This window comes from Segatella paludivivens DSM 17968 = JCM 13650 (assembly GCF_000373185.1).
In the GTDB taxonomy this organism is placed as follows: Bacteria; Bacteroidota; Bacteroidia; order Bacteroidales; family Bacteroidaceae; genus Prevotella; species Prevotella paludivivens.
In genome coordinates this window covers 38657-55389 of the sequence record NZ_KB890685.1, presented here as the reverse complement: position 1 = coordinate 55389, position 16733 = coordinate 38657, and the positions used below count along the sequence as shown (strand labels likewise).

General features: G+C 37.4%; 11 protein-coding genes. 1 reads left to right on the top strand and 10 read right to left on the bottom strand.

Translation table 11 applies throughout. The features are described 5' to 3' along the window. Nucleotides 1-3: 3 nt before the first annotated feature. The 8 genes from B045_RS0113100 to B045_RS0113065 all read right to left on the bottom strand — a co-directional run bounded on the left by B045_RS0113100 (nt 4) and on the right by B045_RS0113065 (nt 13806). Nucleotides 4-1500, bottom strand: coding sequence for a xylulokinase (locus B045_RS0113100; RefSeq protein WP_018464721.1), 1497 nt, complete (start codon nt 1498-1500; stop codon nt 4-6). Nucleotides 1501-1617: 117 nt separating this feature from the next. Beyond that, complete coding sequence (locus B045_RS0113095; protein WP_025883539.1) at nt 1618-2937, bottom strand: DUF1593 domain-containing protein; 1320 nt, start codon at nt 2935-2937, stop codon at nt 1618-1620. A gap of 281 nt (nt 2938-3218) precedes the next feature. Continuing rightward, nucleotides 3219-5555, bottom strand: a complete 2337-nt coding sequence (locus B045_RS0113090) for a TonB-dependent receptor (protein WP_044067860.1) — start codon at nt 5553-5555, stop codon at nt 3219-3221. A gap of 120 nt (nt 5556-5675) precedes the next feature. After that, nucleotides 5676-6695, bottom strand: coding sequence for a hypothetical protein (locus B045_RS0113085; protein WP_018464718.1), 1020 nt, complete (start codon nt 6693-6695; stop codon nt 5676-5678). Further along, a complete protein-coding gene (locus tag B045_RS0113080) occupies nt 6679-8544 on the bottom strand; it encodes a peptidase U32 family protein (protein ID WP_018464717.1) in 1866 nt (621 codons plus the stop codon). Before B045_RS0113080 ends, B045_RS0113085 begins: the two co-directional genes overlap by 17 nt. 31 nt (nt 8545-8575) lie before the next feature. Then, the gene (metA, locus tag B045_RS0113075; protein ID WP_018464716.1) at nt 8576-9493 is read right to left on the bottom strand and encodes a homoserine O-acetyltransferase MetA; all 918 of its coding nucleotides are present in this window, start codon (nt 9491-9493) and stop codon (nt 8576-8578) included. A 315-nt stretch (nt 9494-9808) separates the two neighbouring features. Further along, the gene (locus tag B045_RS0113070; protein ID WP_025883534.1) at nt 9809-11842 is read right to left on the bottom strand and encodes a M13 family metallopeptidase; all 2034 of its coding nucleotides are present in this window, start codon (nt 11840-11842) and stop codon (nt 9809-9811) included. A gap of 29 nt (nt 11843-11871) precedes the next feature. Beyond that, complete coding sequence (locus B045_RS0113065; RefSeq protein ID WP_018464714.1) at nt 11872-13806, bottom strand: ABC-F family ATP-binding cassette domain-containing protein; 1935 nt, start codon at nt 13804-13806, stop codon at nt 11872-11874. Between the two features lie 121 nt (nt 13807-13927). On the opposite strand from B045_RS0113065, the gene B045_RS0113060 reads away from it, so the two are divergent. Beyond that, nucleotides 13928-16042: a Tex family protein gene (locus B045_RS0113060; RefSeq protein WP_018464713.1), complete on the top strand. Its 2115-nt coding sequence runs from the start codon at nt 13928-13930 to the stop codon at nt 16040-16042. 61 nt (nt 16043-16103) lie between these two features. Here the strand turns inward: B045_RS0113060 and rplT are convergent, their stop codons facing one another. After that, nucleotides 16104-16448 (bottom strand): 50S ribosomal protein L20, encoded by a 345-nt coding sequence (rplT, locus tag B045_RS0113055; protein ID WP_018464712.1) that lies wholly within the window; start codon nt 16446-16448, stop codon nt 16104-16106. Nucleotides 16449-16485: 37 nt separating this feature from the next. Then, nucleotides 16486-16683 (bottom strand): 50S ribosomal protein L35, encoded by a 198-nt coding sequence (gene rpmI, locus B045_RS0113050; RefSeq protein ID WP_018464711.1) that lies wholly within the window; start codon nt 16681-16683, stop codon nt 16486-16488. Between the last annotated feature and the right edge of the window lie 50 nt (nt 16684-16733).

Below are 16733 nucleotides of genomic sequence, written 5' to 3'. Positions count from 1 at the left end.
GGTTTATTTATTAATAGACGCTGCCAAAGCTTCTTTCCATTCTGCATAAGCACTGAGATATGCATCACGTTTTGTTTCGTCAGGTTCTATTACATCCAATTTCTTCAATGTTGAGAATGCTTCTACATTATCTTTATAGATACCGGCACCCATACCAGCACCCTTAGCAGCACCAACACTGCCGTCTGTATCATATAATTCAATTGTTGCACCGCTAACACCAGCAAGCGTATCCCTGAACATTGGGCTAAGGAACATATTTGCCTTGCCAGCATGAATGTCATTAATATTCATTCCCATGTGCTGCATCACTTCCATACCATAACAGAAACTGAAGACGATACCTTCTTGTGCTGCACGAACGAGATGTGCCTGATTATGCTTGTTGAAACTCAATCCTTGAACAGAGCAGCCTACTTCCTTGTTTTCAAGTACTCTCTCTGCACCATTTCCAAATGGTATAATCTTAACACCTTCACTGCCAATAGGTACAGACAATGCAAGATCATTCATTTCGTTATAGCTATAGTTTGGAGTGATATTTCTATGTACCCATGCATTCAATATACCTGTACCATTGATGCAAAGCAATACGCCTAGACGATCAAGTTCTGTTGTATAGTTGGCATGTGCGAATGTGTTTACACGACTCTTTGGATCATAGTTAACATCACCGAGCACACCATATACTACACCAGATGTTCCAGCAGTACTTGCAATCTCGCCAGGATTAAACACATTGAGGCTGACAGCATTGTTAGGCTGATCACCAGCACGATAGCTGATAGGTGTGCCTTCCTTGAGTCCTAATTCTTTAGCAGCTTCAAGAGAAACTTCACCCTGAACAGAGAATGTTGGTACGATGTCTGCAAGCATGCTTTCATCAAAGCCAAAGTAATCAAGCAAGAACTTTGCAGGCTTCTTAGCTTTGAAGTCCCACATCATTCCTTCAGACAAACCGCTTATTGTTGTACGGATATCGCCACACAACTTCATAGCAATATAGTCACCGGGCAACATTATCTTGTCTATCTTAGCAAACAATTCAGGTTCATTTTCTTTAACCCATGCTAACTTAGCAGCGGTGAAATTACCTGGAGAGTTAAGCAGATGACCAAGACACTTTTCAGAACCAAGTTCTTTAAATGCACGCTCGCCATAAGGAACAGCGCGAGAGTCACACCAAATAATACTTGGGCGCAACACTTCTTTATTTTTATCAACACATACAAGACCATGCATCTGATAAGAAATACCAATAGCAAGAATATCCTCGCCTTTAGCATTAGTCTCTGCCATTATCTTTTTAAGGGATAATTTAGCGTTGTCCCACCACATTTGTGGATTCTGTTCAGCCCATCCAGCCTTTACAGCTATAATAGGTGCTTCTTTTTCAGGGTAAAAGGCTGTTGCAGATATTTCACCAGTTTCAACATCTACAAGAGATGCTTTTACTGAACTACTGCCTACATCAAAGCCTAATAAATATCTTTTATTCATGTTATTAAAATTTCGATAGTTATATCATGTCTATATATAAAACGAATAGAAATCAAATTCCCCCACACAAAACCATAAAATATTTTGTTTTTTTATTCTCGGCTACTTTTCATAGTATTAAAGTGGTAAAACATTCAAGAGGATTCGCCTATAAGATGTCAACATAGGAACACCATTGTCAACGACTCTGAGAATGATATGTATCGTGCGATTGGCTGCATTCTTGGGGACAATGAAGCTACACACAGCATATTGAGAAATATTCAAATCTACATCGCCCTTATAGGTGGAAGGTTCTTTATAATAGTTCCAATCATAGGTCAACTTGTTATGATCTGGATCATACGATTTCGCTGCGTTTAAAACGACCTTCTGCCCTGCTTTTACTTTCAACACAAGGATTTCTTTACCGTTATTATTACCTATTACGACAACAGGATGATGGTTAGCATCCTTAAAGTTGGAACATACGGTCCACTGCATCCTAGCAGCAAAGTCATTGTAGATATCATTCTTCCATCTTAGTATGGCATTTGCGCCTTCTGAAGCAGAAGGTATCATGTAGTAAGGGTCATATTGTGTTTCGTCGAGACCATTCTTCTTCACCCAGTCCATACCTCGAATGTCTGCAATACGTTTGGTAGCAAATCTACCACCCCATCCACCATATTCGGCATGTTCAGGGACGTTAAGCCCATTATTTAGACAATACATAAATGATGGAGAGTCTCCCTCTATAGCCCAAATTCTATTTGGATAAATAGCACCTAACTGACCTACATCTTGTATTTTATCTTTTGTCCATTGGTCGGATGGTGCCCAACCATATATTTCCTTGTTTCGGATATAAATAATATTAGGGAAATTCTTTACGATCCAAGCTCCAGCATCGTCTTGTCCTAAGACATCATACACGCGAATCTTGCGAACAAACGCATCAACCTGACTCTTTGTTCTTATGTGACTAACTTTCCAAAGCGCTTGTGCAAGCGTGCTAAGTCCTGACCATGCTGATATCCATACTGGTCGTGGATCGTCTTGATCTACAATTTTAATAATCCATTCAGACCCCTCACTGTCTTTGCCTTCACCTACTCCATGCATGGCAGCTTCTGGTTGTCCTTGCTTAACGATAGACCGAAGATATGCAGCAGAAGGATATGCCGCACTATGCACCCTTAAATTAGGCAGAACAGCTTCGTAACTGTTAATCATATTATTGATGAGTTGTATTGCTCCATGGCCATAAGGAACCCAGGCATGCTGAGATATAAAGCCTTCTAACTCAACTTGGTCTAATGAAACAAATAAATGCACTAATGATTGTGTGTCATCAGGGTCAGAACCACCAATATCTGACATGACAATCATTCTTGTTTGGGCTGTGAGGCATAGATTACTTATTAACAATAATAATATAATTCCAACTTTTTTCATTGCATCAGTCTAATGTATTATTTATTCAGGTTGTATTGTAATTGCAAACTTAAAGTATTTTTTTTACAAGGCAGATGCCTTTATGCTATAAAAAGCTATCGTTAACCTAGAATTACCAATATTAACAATCATGCATTACAACACATTTGTGGCAAACTGTATCTCCAGAATAAATTAATGTGTGTGTGTTGCATGACAAATGAATAAGGCTAGGTATATAATCGAAAAACCGTCCAACAGAATCATCCATTGGGCGGCTTTCACTAACAGTTATATATTTCTTAAAAATGCAATCTTACATCTACACCACATTGGAAAGGATTTCCCAATTGGGCGAAAGTATAATTTACTCCTGTAGCAGCTGTCTGAACTGCGAAGGTATTATATTTTGTGTCAGTCAAATTACGTCCCCAGAAACTAACGATAACTTTACCAAAGTCTGCATCTGCATGAGCACCTAGCACAGCATACAAGTTTTGAGAATAAGTATTTGCTTCATCCCAATATGTCTTGCCCTGAGCATTGACATTAGCACCCAAAGTGATACTTTTGAGCATGCCACATGACATATCAAAACGATAATCTGTGTAAGCACCGATGGTATGCATTGGTACAAAAGGAACATATTTTCCTGAATAATCAACGGCCTTAGCACCCTCACCATCAATATAATCTTTGAAAGCAGCATGTGTCAAACCATAGCTTACGCCCCAAGTCATATGATCATTGAACGCATTACCACGAAGACAAGCCTCAATACCGCAGCTATAACTCTTGCCAGCATTAGTCATCATACGACCAAATCCGTAATTTCCAGCCATAACAGAAAGTTGTTGATTATTAATCTGCATGTAATAGGCAGAAAAATCAAAGTGGATAGAATTATTGAATAAGTTCATATGAGTTCCAGCCTCATAGTTCCAACTGGTCTCTGGCTTATATGATATTGTCTTTGATATATTATCATAATATTGAGCATCATGCTGCAATACCATGTTTCCATGTGCAGACTGAGCACTTGCTGAAAGTTCTGTCTGAAGCACGTCGGAGAACATCTGCATATTGAAACCACCAGCACGATATCCCTTGCTAACAGTAGCATAAACGTTGCTACCATCATCACTAATGCGATAGTTCAAACCAAACTTTGGTAATAATTGATCAAAATTATCATGATTTTTATTAGTAAGATATGTAGAAACAAGTGCGTCAACATGCTGTCCCATTACATCTTCTGATAATTTTACAGATGCACTGGTAGCGTAATCAATAGCAACATGAGAATAATCATAGCGTAAACCCAATGTGGCAGTTAGACGTTTTGTTATATCAAAAGCAGACTCATGATAAAAAGCTAAGTTTGTTGTTGGTGTGTGGAACAATCCAGGAACAGTAGACATCGTCATATTGATTTTACATCCACCCATACGCTGAATAAGCGCAGCGGCAGCCTGCTCCCCCATGCGCTTAGCCATTGCCTGAAGCATACCATTATAGGCATAAGCAGTGATACTATTAGACAACATCTTATTCATATCGTCGTCAAAATATACAGGAGAATCAGTTTTCAACCATTGTGAGGAGAAATATGTTCCAAAAGTCCAATGCCAGAAACCACCTACAGCATGGTTGCCTTTAAGGGCAAACTCCTGAGTAATAGCATTCTGGAATTGACGCTGCTCCAAGTGCATATAATCCTGAGGAAGGTAGTCTTGATCCATAAGCATGTTATCACGAAGATACTGATAACTTGTAGTACTTGTGAAATCAAAATAATTAGCCTTGAAACCAAAGGTAAATGCAGTGTTCAACATATTACGACGATAACCAGACTGTCTATTAGTATTTGGCATCGCTGTAGAACCAGTTTCTGCATTCAACATTCCATAAGGAAAACCATTCTGATTTACATATTGATAATCAGCAAGGAAGTTAAGACTGATTCTGTCGGTAGGTTCAGCTACTAATCGCAGACGTCCACCAGCTTCGTTATATTTATCAGCATGTTCACCAGAATAAGTATTACGGAAAAAGCCATTCTGTCCATTATAGAAACCAGCCAATGACATACCAAACTTATCGCTAAACTTTGAATAATTAGCAAACTCAACATTGCGATAAAGACGTGAGCCGATACCCAGATTGACATCTGTACCCTGATAATTAAGAGGGTTCTTGGTATAAAGTCTTACTAGTCCACCTTCGGTATTCTGTCCATAAAGAGTTCCCTGAGGACCACGCAATACATCAACACAATCAAGCTGATAGGTATGGAAATTAAATGCACTCTTGCTTATAAGTGGCATTCCATCAAGATAGAATCCAACTGCCGGACTATTTACTCTACTGCCTATACCACGCATATACATTGAAGAAGTGATGCGTGAACCATAATTAGGCATAGCAAAAGAAGGAACATATACAGACAACTCGCGAATATCGCGAACACCTAAACTATATATTTCCTTACTTGAAAATACACTACTGCTTAAAGATTGCTGACGAAGTCTTTGAAATTCTTTCGGCTGACTGATGACAACAACCTCATCCAAGTCATGAACACGTGATGAGTCAAGGAGACTGATGTTGGCAAAAGGATTACGCAATGTTCCTGCCATTGAACTACCAAGAGAAGCCGCGGCAAATATAATTGCCAGAGATATATTCTTATTCATATTCCGTAATAATTTACGGATGCAAAGATAACGATTTAAATAGTATTATGAAATCCTTATTTATTATGAATTTTCGGCACCACAAACAGGACAATGTCCCTTATGACGCATAGATGCTCCACAATTTCCACATATATACGTTGTACGATTAGTTGAAATGAATCTATACAATGCAAAAAAGACATAAGCTACCAAGAATATATATCCTATATAATATAAAGTTGTGATGCTAAACAATATATAATTTACAGCACATACCCCAGCCAAACCACCAAGATAAAGCACAGCTTCTGAGAATGGTAGTTTATGAAGTGCATCATCAACGGCTGCTATTGCAACAATAAGAATAGCCCATACTGAAACCAAGAATATAGACAACAATGGAGCTACTGAATATGGATTCAATGTAGGGTGAAAATAAAAATGACGCCAAACATCAGGAACAAAATTCTGAATACTGGCATAAAAAGTAGCAGAACATGCAACGATGATAGCCAAGAGAGTTGGATAAAACGAATCTATATCACGGAAATGTACTATCTTGGCATTTTTACGCATAATAGTACGAATAAGATAACTGAATGCTATTAATGCCAATACAACAAGGAATATCAACAAGTGGGCATCGGAGAATATTGAAATGAATTGTGAGATGGGATCGTCAGGAACCACTTTTGGTAATAATATTGACTCACGTTGCCAACCGAATGTAGACTGATCACGTGCTACCTGTACCCATACAGAATCAATTGAATCTGTAGGTATAATTCTTATATCAGCAACAACTAGATGATCGTGCTTGTGCAGATATATAGTGTCAGTAGGCAGATATGCAGAAACTTCCTCTGGCTGCTGTCTGATAAGAGCCAGAGAATCAGACTTAACAATAAAATTATAATTCTTGGTATAATAATGATTACTTTCAAAAGACAAAGAGTCTTTCTGTTTTGCACTATATGTTACCATAGCACCATGAGTTACAGGCTTGTGATGATAACAAGAAGAAAACAGTAGGAGAACTGTGACCATCAAGCTCACCAACCAAAAAATATTATTGTTGATCTTATTATTCTGCATAGACATTCATCTGACATTCAGCACAATTAAATTCCAATCTAAACTTTCTACCATCATATAGTCGAAGATATAAAGGTTCGCTCCATTGAGGTTTCTGTCCACCACGTTTCACACAATATCCAAAAGTATAACGAAGACAATGCCTGCACTGCATGATGAGAGGTTGCTTTACCGGTGAAAGCTCATAGGCTGGCTGATATTTAATCAATCCCTTATTCTCATAAAAATCACGTGCAAGTTCATTTGATATATTATATAGGTATGGATGTTTGCCATACTCTTTTGGGAATGTATTTTCTTTAATAGAACTTTCAGGCAAAGAGCTATATTCGATATTTGTTGTGACAACTCCTACCATTGCAAGTTTTTCTATTACATCACGACGCAGATCAGACAACAGACTTGATGGAATGAAATACTGATCAGCACCTTCAGCAATGATTATATCTGAACAATGATAAACCGTATTTCCCAATTTACCAAGTTGTCTTACAATATTATCATGTTGTGGCTTATTGGCTGTCTGATGTTCAAACACTATCGTTGATGTTGCAGAGAAGTTCAACTCGTCATTGAATATCCTTAAAGAAAAGCCTCCATCAATAGCTTCAAAAAACATTTTAATAGCTATCTTTCGCTCTGCAGTATCACCGGTCAACAGCTTATTAAAAGCTACATCATTATTACGATAAAGAACTGTTCCCGGTTTTAAATGCTCAGGCATCTTGAATGGGAACAATCTATTACCAACAGCTTTATTTACGCGGAAACCTTCTAATTCGTGTTCACCATTGATAAAGCACAATCCATCACCATTTGCAAACATAGCTGTGCCGGCAACATTAAATGAATTAGAACTAATTTCCTTCACCTTACCTACATATTCGCCCATTGCCTTTGGAGTATCGAAACTAGCGATATCAGGTTGGCGACCATTAAGGAAATAGGTTGTAAAACCTCTATTGAAAGTTTTTTTGAGATTAGGTTCAAAGGCATATTCCACTTTTCCGAAAGAAGCACGACGATAGACTGTAGGATGCTTCTTGATGATTTTGTCAAGCTGTGAACTATAAGCTGCAACAACATTCTTTACATAATCAACATCTTTAAGTCTACCTTCTATCTTGAAAGAACAAGCTCCACTTTCAGCAAGCAGTTCCAAATTATCAATCTGGCACATATCACGCAATGACAACAGGTGACGCTGATGCTCTATCTCATGGTCTTCTGAATCTACAAGATCAAATTTCATGCGACAGAATTGGGCACACTTTCCCCTATTAGCACTACGATTAAAACAATATTGAGAAGCATAACATACACCTGAATAACTAACACAGAGGGCACCATGAACAAATACCTCCAATTCAATGTTTGGAACATTCTGATGTATTGCTGCTATTTCTTCAGCAGACAATTCACGTGCGAGTACTGCACGTTTGAAACCAAGTTCACGAAGATATTCAACTTTATTAGAACTGCGATTATCTGTTTGAGTAGAGGCATGAAGTTCTATGCTAAAGCCATCTTTTTCTTTCAGTTCTTCAACAAGTTTCAGAACACCCATATCCTGAACAAGCAAAGCATCAACTCCTATTTCGTTTAACTGTAAAAGTAGTTTGCGTGTATCATCAATTTCGTTATCATATATAATCGTATTGACAGTTACATACACCTTTGCACCAAACTGATGAGCATAATCACACAACGTCTTTATGTCTTCAACAGAATTTCCAGCAGCAGCACGTGCACTAAAACGTGATGCTCCTATATAGACGGCATCAGCACCATGACTGATTGCAGCCATTCCACATTCAATATTTTTTGCCGGAGCTAATAATTCAAGTGAACGCATTATATCTAATTTCTTTATTTACAGTTACTTATTAACGAATATCATCAATGTTATATGGAGTTTCCTGATATACATAGTAATTAATCCAATTGCTATATAAAAGGTTAGCATGCGCACGCCAAGTAACAAGAGGATCATTATCAGGATTGTTATCTCTATAATAATTAAAAGGCAATTCAACATCGTCTCTTGTGCCAAGATCTCGCTTATATTCTTTATCAAGAGTATCAGGGGCATATTCAAGATGACCAGTAATGAAGAATTCTCTACCACCACGTGCCATGACCATACTAACACCACTATCAGGAGATTCAGCGATTATCTTTAAATCATCAACCTTCTCAATATCGTCACGATGAACTTCTGTGTGACGACTCTGTGGCATATTGAACAAGTCGTCAAAACCACGGAATATTGGCAATGTAGGTTCTAAAGGATATTGTCCAAAGATTCCAAACATTTTCTTTGATAATGAATATTTTGGTATGTCGTAGAAATGATAAAGTGCAGCCATTGCACCCCAACAAAGATACATTGTACTGGTGACATGCGTACGCGCCCAATCAAAAATATTTGTTATCTCGGGCCAATATTGAACATCTTCATAATCCATTGTCTCTATCGGAGCACCTGTGATTATCATTCCGTCAAACTTCTGCTTGCTGAGTTCGTCAAAATCCTTATAAAACATCATCATATGCTCAATAGGTGTGTTCTTGGGAGTATGACTTTTCAGTTTCATAAAATATATTTCTACCTGTAACGGTGTGTTTGAAAGTAAGCGCACCAAGTCAGTCTCTGTCGTTATCTTCAATGGCATAAGATTTAAGACAACGATTTTCAACGGGCGAATTTCCTGGCTGTGAGCACGGGTTTCGTCCATTACAAATATATTTTCTTTCTTCAGAATTTCAATAGCCGGCAATTTATCCGGCAATCTTAACGGCATAGTTTATCCTTTCACTTATAAAATTATATGCAAAGATAACGCAAATAGAATACAATACAAAAAGAATTCATTCTTTTTTATTGTTGAGATGCAGCTTATCTTATTCAAAGATAACGCAAATAGAATACAATACAAAAAGAATTCTTTCTTTTTTATTGTTGAGATGCAGCTTATCTTATCCAAAGATAACGGAAATAGTATACAATACAAAAAGAATTCTTTCTATCTTATCTTTAAAAGGTAGCTTATCTTTGTACAAAAAAAGGTGCTGGAAATATGTTTCCAGCACCAATTATAATTATTAAAAATAGCTTTTTACCAAAGTTGCAAACGCTCACTTTCTGGCAAATACATCTTATCACCCTTCTTTATGTTCCATGCCTTATAGAAAGCTGCAACATGAGGAAGTGCACCGTTAACACGCCATTCACCAAGAGAATGAGGATCACGCTTTACACGATTGCGTATTTCTTTTTCTGTGATATTTTGTCCCCAAACACCAGCATAAGCAAGGAAGAAACGCTGAGCAGGAGTAAAACCATCCTTATCTTTCAAAGCCTTATTTGCAGTAGCCTTCATCAATGCATTGTAAGCAACCATCAAACCTCCGTGGTCTGCAAGGTTCTCACCCAATGTAAACTTACCATTTGAATGGAGTCCAGGAAGAACCTCTATTCCATCAAAATAGTCAGCATACATCTTAGCACGGCTATCAAATCCCTTTGCATCACTGGCAGTCCACCAATCTTTCATATTACCATCAGAATCATATTGACGACCTTGATCATCAAATCCGTGAGTCATCTCATGTCCAATGACAACACCGATAGCACCATAATTGAATGCTGCATCAGCCTTAGGATCAAAGAAAGGATACTGAAGAATACCTGCAGGGAAACAAATCTCGTTTGTTGTAGGGTTGTAATAAGCATTAACAGTCTGAGGTGTCATAAGCCACTCATCCTTATCAACAGGCTTACCAGCCTTATCGGCAATGCTCTTATCATTAGCAAATTTGCGACATGCCATTACATTCTCGTAATAACTCTTAGATGGATCTATAGTAAGTTTGCTATAATCAGTCCACTTGTTAGGATAACCTATCTTAACATAGAATTTGTCTAACTTCTTATGTGCATTTGCTTTAGTTGTATCACTCATCCATGTTTGAGCATCAATACGCTCTCCAAGACTTAACTGAAGATTCTTTACGAGCTCAGTCATCATCTTCTTAGAAGACTCTGGGAAGAAACGCTTTGAATACATACGACCAAGAGCTTCGCCCATCTGTGCTTCTACCTGATTTGTAGCACGCTTCCAAAGAGGATAATCCTCTTTACGGCCACTCATTGTCTTACCAAAGAAATCGAAGTTTGCTTCACGGATTTCATCAGAAAGATAGCTAGCACTATTCTGAATAACATCCCACTCCATAAGAGCCTTGATCTCGTCGGCTGTCTGCAAAGACATCAACTTGTCAAGACCAGTCATAAATGCAGGCTGACCAACAACCATTGACTGAATGTATTCACTCTTTATTCCCTCTGAATTAGCCAATTGCTCTAAAGGAATATTTGGATAATCAGACTTAAACTCAGCAAGAGTCATCTTGTTGTAATTAGCCTGAGGATCACGAAGTTCTGTCATGCTCTTTGAAATAAGAGCAACCAATGTCTCCTGACGGAAGATATCAGCACTCTTTGCCTGAGCAGCAGCCTCGTCAAAGCCATAAAGCTTAAAGAGACGTGCAATATGCTTTTTATAAGCCTCGCGAATAGCAACAGTAGCAGAATCATTATTTACGTAATAATCTTTCTGTCCTAATGTAAGACCACTCTGAGTAATTGACAATATATTGTTTTTTACATCTTTCTCATCTGCACTGAAATATGAACCAAACTGAAGACCATAGCCCTGTGCAGCATATTTGATTTGGATAGCGCGCAAATCATTAACAGTCTTAGCAGCTTCGATTTCAGCAAGCATTGATTTAACTGGAGCTATTCCAGCTTTGTTACGTGCATCTACATTAAGAGACTGCTTGTAGAAATCAGAAAGTTTCTGCTCAATTGAACCCTTTTTGAACTTCTTTTTCTGAAGGTCACTAAGGATGCTGTTAATACGCTTGTTGTTGTCTTCCTGTAACTGATCAAAACTACCAAAACGGCTATATGCAGCTGGCAGTGGATTATTTTTCTGCCAACCGCCAGTAGCAAACTGGTAGAAATTGTCCTGGGGACGAACAGACTTGTCGAAGTTTTTCTCCACAAGTCCCGAATTATTCTGTGCTACACCAACCATAGGTGCTGCAGCAAACATCATAATCGGAAATAAACTTTTCATTTTCATCATCTAAATAGTTTATGTTTATATTATTACTATTTCTGTAATTCACTTAAAGCATCAGATAAAATGAACCATTCTTCATTTTCCTTATCTAAAGAATCCTTTATTGACTTGTATTCTGTTACAAGCTTCATATTCGTAGAATTCTTAGGATTCATCAATAAAGTATCAAGTTCTTTTATTCTCTTCTCCATCGTTGCAATTTTTGTCTCGCAGTCTTTGACTTTCTTTTCAGCCTTCTTTAGCTTTTTCTGCTGCTCTTTATGTTCTGCATAAGACATTTTACTAGCAGGAGATTCAACTGTTTTGCTAGAAGCATCAAATTGAACGGTAGCATTAGTTATAGCCTCATGTATTGTTTCTGCATTATGTGCATGAAGGTAATCATAGATACCGCCAAGATGCTCGATGACTTTACCACCACCAAACTCATAAACTTTATCCACAAGTCCATCAAGGAATTCACGGTCATGGCTCACGATAATAGCTGTTCCATCAAAAGCTTTTATGGCTTCTTTCAAGACATCTTTTGATGGCAAGTCCAAATGGTTTGTAGGCTCATCAAGGATTAGTAGATTTACAGGTTCCAACAATAGTTTTATCATTGCCAATCTACTGCGTTCTCCACCACTTAGGACCTTTACTTTTTTATCAGAAATTTCACCACCAAACATGAATGCACCTAGCAAATCATTAATTCTAAGACGCATATCACCTGTAGCGACTTCATCTATTGTATCATATATGCTAAGGTTCTCATCAAGTAACTGTGCCTGATTCTGAGCAAAATATCCTATCTGTATATTATGACCAACTTTCAGTTTACCAGTATATGAAATTTGATTCATGATACATTTTACGAGAGTTGATTTACCTTCACCATTCTTACCTACAAATGCAATTTTTTCACCACGCTTTATTGTAAGATTCACATCTGAGAAAATAGTATGATCTCCATAATCCTTCCTCAAATCCTCACATATAACAGGATAATCACCACTTCTAAGGCATGGAGGAAACTTCAGATGCATTCTACTGTTATCAACATCATCAACTTCAATAGGCACAATTTTTTCGAGTTGTCTTATTCTCTGTTGTACCTGCACAGCCTTCGATGCCTGATATCTGAATCTATCTACAAAAGATTTAATATCAGCCATTTCTCTTTGCTGGTTTTCATAAGCACGTAACTGCTGTTCACGACGTTCTGCACGTAACACAAGATACTGATTATACTTAACCTTATAATCCTCTACGTGTCTACATGTTAATTCCAACGTGCGATTAGTAACGTTGTTTATAAAAGCTCTATCATGACTGACCAAGAGAACAGCGCTTGAACTTTGCGTAAGGAATTGTTCCAGCCATTGAATACTCTCAATATCCAAATGGTTGGTTGGCTCATCCAAAAGAAGTACGTCAGGTTTCTGAAGCAATATCTTAGCTAGTTCTATACGCATACGCCAACCACCAGAAAATTCTTTAGTTGGGCGATCAAAATCCTCACGGGAAAAACCAAGCCCAAGAAGAGTTTTTTCTATCTCAGCCTCGTAACTTTCACCACCAAGCATCATATAACGCTCATGTTCCTGAGTGAACCTATCAACCAAGTCTGCATAAGAATCACTCTCGTAATCTGTACGATCGGTCATTTCTTGCTGCATCTTTTCTAGATGCAGCTTGAGTTTTGTATTATTTGCAAAAGCCTTTCTTGTCTCTTCCTTTACTGTAGTATCATCCTGAAGCTTCATTACCTGTGGAAGATATCCTATAGTAGAATCATTAGGGATAGCAATATTACCTGCTGTCGGTTTCTGTAAACCACATAATATCTTAAGCATAGTTGACTTTCCCGCACCATTTTTTCCTACAAGCGCAATGCGATCACGATCATTCACAACAAAACTAACATCCGTGAACAATGGTTTCACACCAAATTCAACCTTCAAACCTTCTACTGAGATCATTTATTTTACTATTTTATTATTGTTTACAAAGGTAGACATTATCAATAATATTACAAAATTAATTCTATAAATTTAATAAAAGTATTATCTTTGCATACCAAGTATAAACTAAAAAAGAAATATGACAAACGTAAATGATATCATATCAAAGAATTTGAGCATTCCTATTACTGGAGTTTCAAATACAATACTGTTGCTTGATGAAGGATGTACCATTCCTTTCATTTCTAGATACAGAAAAGAACGTACAGGGTCTTTAGATGAAGTACAGATCACAGATATTAGTGTGATGTATGATAAACTGAAAGAGCTTATAAAAAGAAAAGAGACCGTTGTAAAGACCATTGGAGAACAAGATAAATTGACACCTGAGCTATCAAAAAAAATAGATGAGTGTTGGAATGCTAACGAACTGGAAGACATATACTTACCATACAAGCCTAAAAGAAGGACTAGAGCACAGATTGCAAGGGAAAAAGGACTTGAACCACTTTCTGTTATCATAATGATGCAATGTGAGCAAAACCCACAAAAGGTTGCAGAAAGATTCGTGCACAATGATGTCAATAACATTGAAGAAGCACTTGACGGAGCAAAAGACATTATCGCTGAAACAATTAGTGAGGATGAACAATCAAGACTATCTGTAAGAAAGTCCTTTAAAAGAGATGCCATGATTGTCTCTAAAGTAATAAAGAACAAGAGCGATGATGAACAAGCACAAAAATTTTCAGACTATTTCGATTTTCAAGAGCCATTAAAGCGTTGCAGCAGTCATAGATTATTAGCTATGAGAAGAGGTGAAAACGAAGGAATCTTACGCATTAGCATTAATACAGACGAAGATGAGTGTATAGATAATATAAAGAGACATTACATTCATGGATATGGGAAATGTCAGCAACTTATTGGCGAAGCTATTGACGATTCTTTCAAAAGATTGATAAAACCATCTATTGAAACTGAATTTGCTAACTATAGTAAGGAATTAGCTGATGATGAAGCTATAAAAGTTTTTGCTGACAATCTGAGACAATTACTATTGGCTGCACCATTAGGCCAAAAAAGAGTTATGGGAGTTGATCCAGGTATAAGAACTGGATGCAAAGTTGTATGTCTTGACGCTCAAGGAGAACTCATTTATCATGATGTAGTATTTGCTGTTGGCGACAAAGCTAGTAGTAACGCTTTAAGTAAATTCAACAAGATCGTAAAAGACTATAACATCGAAGCTATTGCTGTAGGTAACGGAACAGCAAGCCGAGAAACTTCAGACATACTTAGAAAAATTGAAAATATACCAACTTATGTTGTTAGTGAAGATGGTGCTTCTATATATTCGGCATCAAAAATTGCCAGAGATGAATTTCCAGAATATGATCTAACTGTACGTGGAGCTGTTTCTATTGGAAGAAGACTTATGGATCCACTAGCAGAACTTGTGAAACTAGACCCCAAAAGCATAGGAGTTGGACAATATCAACATGATGTAAACCAAACAAAACTAAAGAAAACTCTTGATACTGTTATAGAAAGTTGTGTAAATACAGTTGGCGTAAATCTTAATACAGCAAGTAAACATCTGCTTACATACGTGAGCGGACTTGGTCCTACCATTGCACAAAATATTGTTGATTACAGAAAAGAGAATGGAGCTTTTGAAAGCAGAAATCAACTTAAAAAAATTGCCCGCCTTGGTACAAATGCCTTTGAACAATGCGCAGGATTTCTTCGCATACCAGATGCAAAGAATCCCCTAGACAATAGTGCTGTGCATCCTGAGAGTTACAAAGTTGTTGAGAAAATGGCAAAAGATAACAACTGTAAGGTAAAAGAACTTATAAATAATAAGGAGATTTTAAAAAGCATAAAGCTATCAAATTATATCACCGACAGTATTGGACTGCCTACACTACAGGACATACTGAAAGAATTGGAAAAACCAGGATTGGATCCAAGAGATCAAATTGAGACTTTCGAATTTGCCAAAGACGTAAAATCAGTTGAAGATTTAATAATTGGTATGGAACTTCCTGGAATAGTAACCAATATTACAAATTTCGGTGCATTTGTTGATGTAGGGGTTCATCAAGACGGATTAGTACACATCTCCCAATTGGCAGACAGATATATTAAAGATCCAAATGAAATTGTGAAACTCCATCAACAGGTAAAGGTTAAGGTTATTGAAGTCGACAGAAAAAGAAATAGAATAAGTCTTAGCATGAAACTATAAACAACAAAAAAAAGTCGCATTAGAACAAACTAATGCGACTTTTAATATGTAATAAGATAATTTACTTAACCTTATCAACAATAGCCTTGAAAGCCTCTGGATTGTTAACAGCGAGGTCAGCAAGGACCTTACGGTTAATTTCAATACCAGCCTTGTGGAGAGCACCCATAAGTGTAGAGTAGCTCATGTTCTCAAGACGAGCGGCAGCGTTGATACGCTGAATCCACAATGCGCGGAAGTTGCGCTTCTTGTTTCTACGATCGCGGTAAGCGTAAGTAAGACCTTTTTCCCAGGTATTTTTAGCTACCGTCCAAACATTCTTTCTAGCTCCATAATAACCTTTAGTGAGCTTAAGAATTCTATTTCTCTTTGCTTTTGAAGCAACGTGATTTACTGATCTTGGCATAGTTTTCTTTCTTCTTTAAATGTTCTACTAAGTTAAATTAACGGAGGCAGAGCAAGTCACGAACCTGCTTCATGTTAGTTTGGTCAACCATTGTCTGGTGAACAAGATTTCTCTTCTGCTTCTTTGTTTTCTTAGTCAGAATGTGACTGTGGTAAGCATGATGTCTTTTAATCTTACCAGTACCGGTGAAAGTAAATCTTTTCTTCGCACCGGAATTTGTCTTAACTTTTGGCATTTTTTTTTATTTTTAAATTGTTATCTATGAGTGGCAACGCATATACCCGG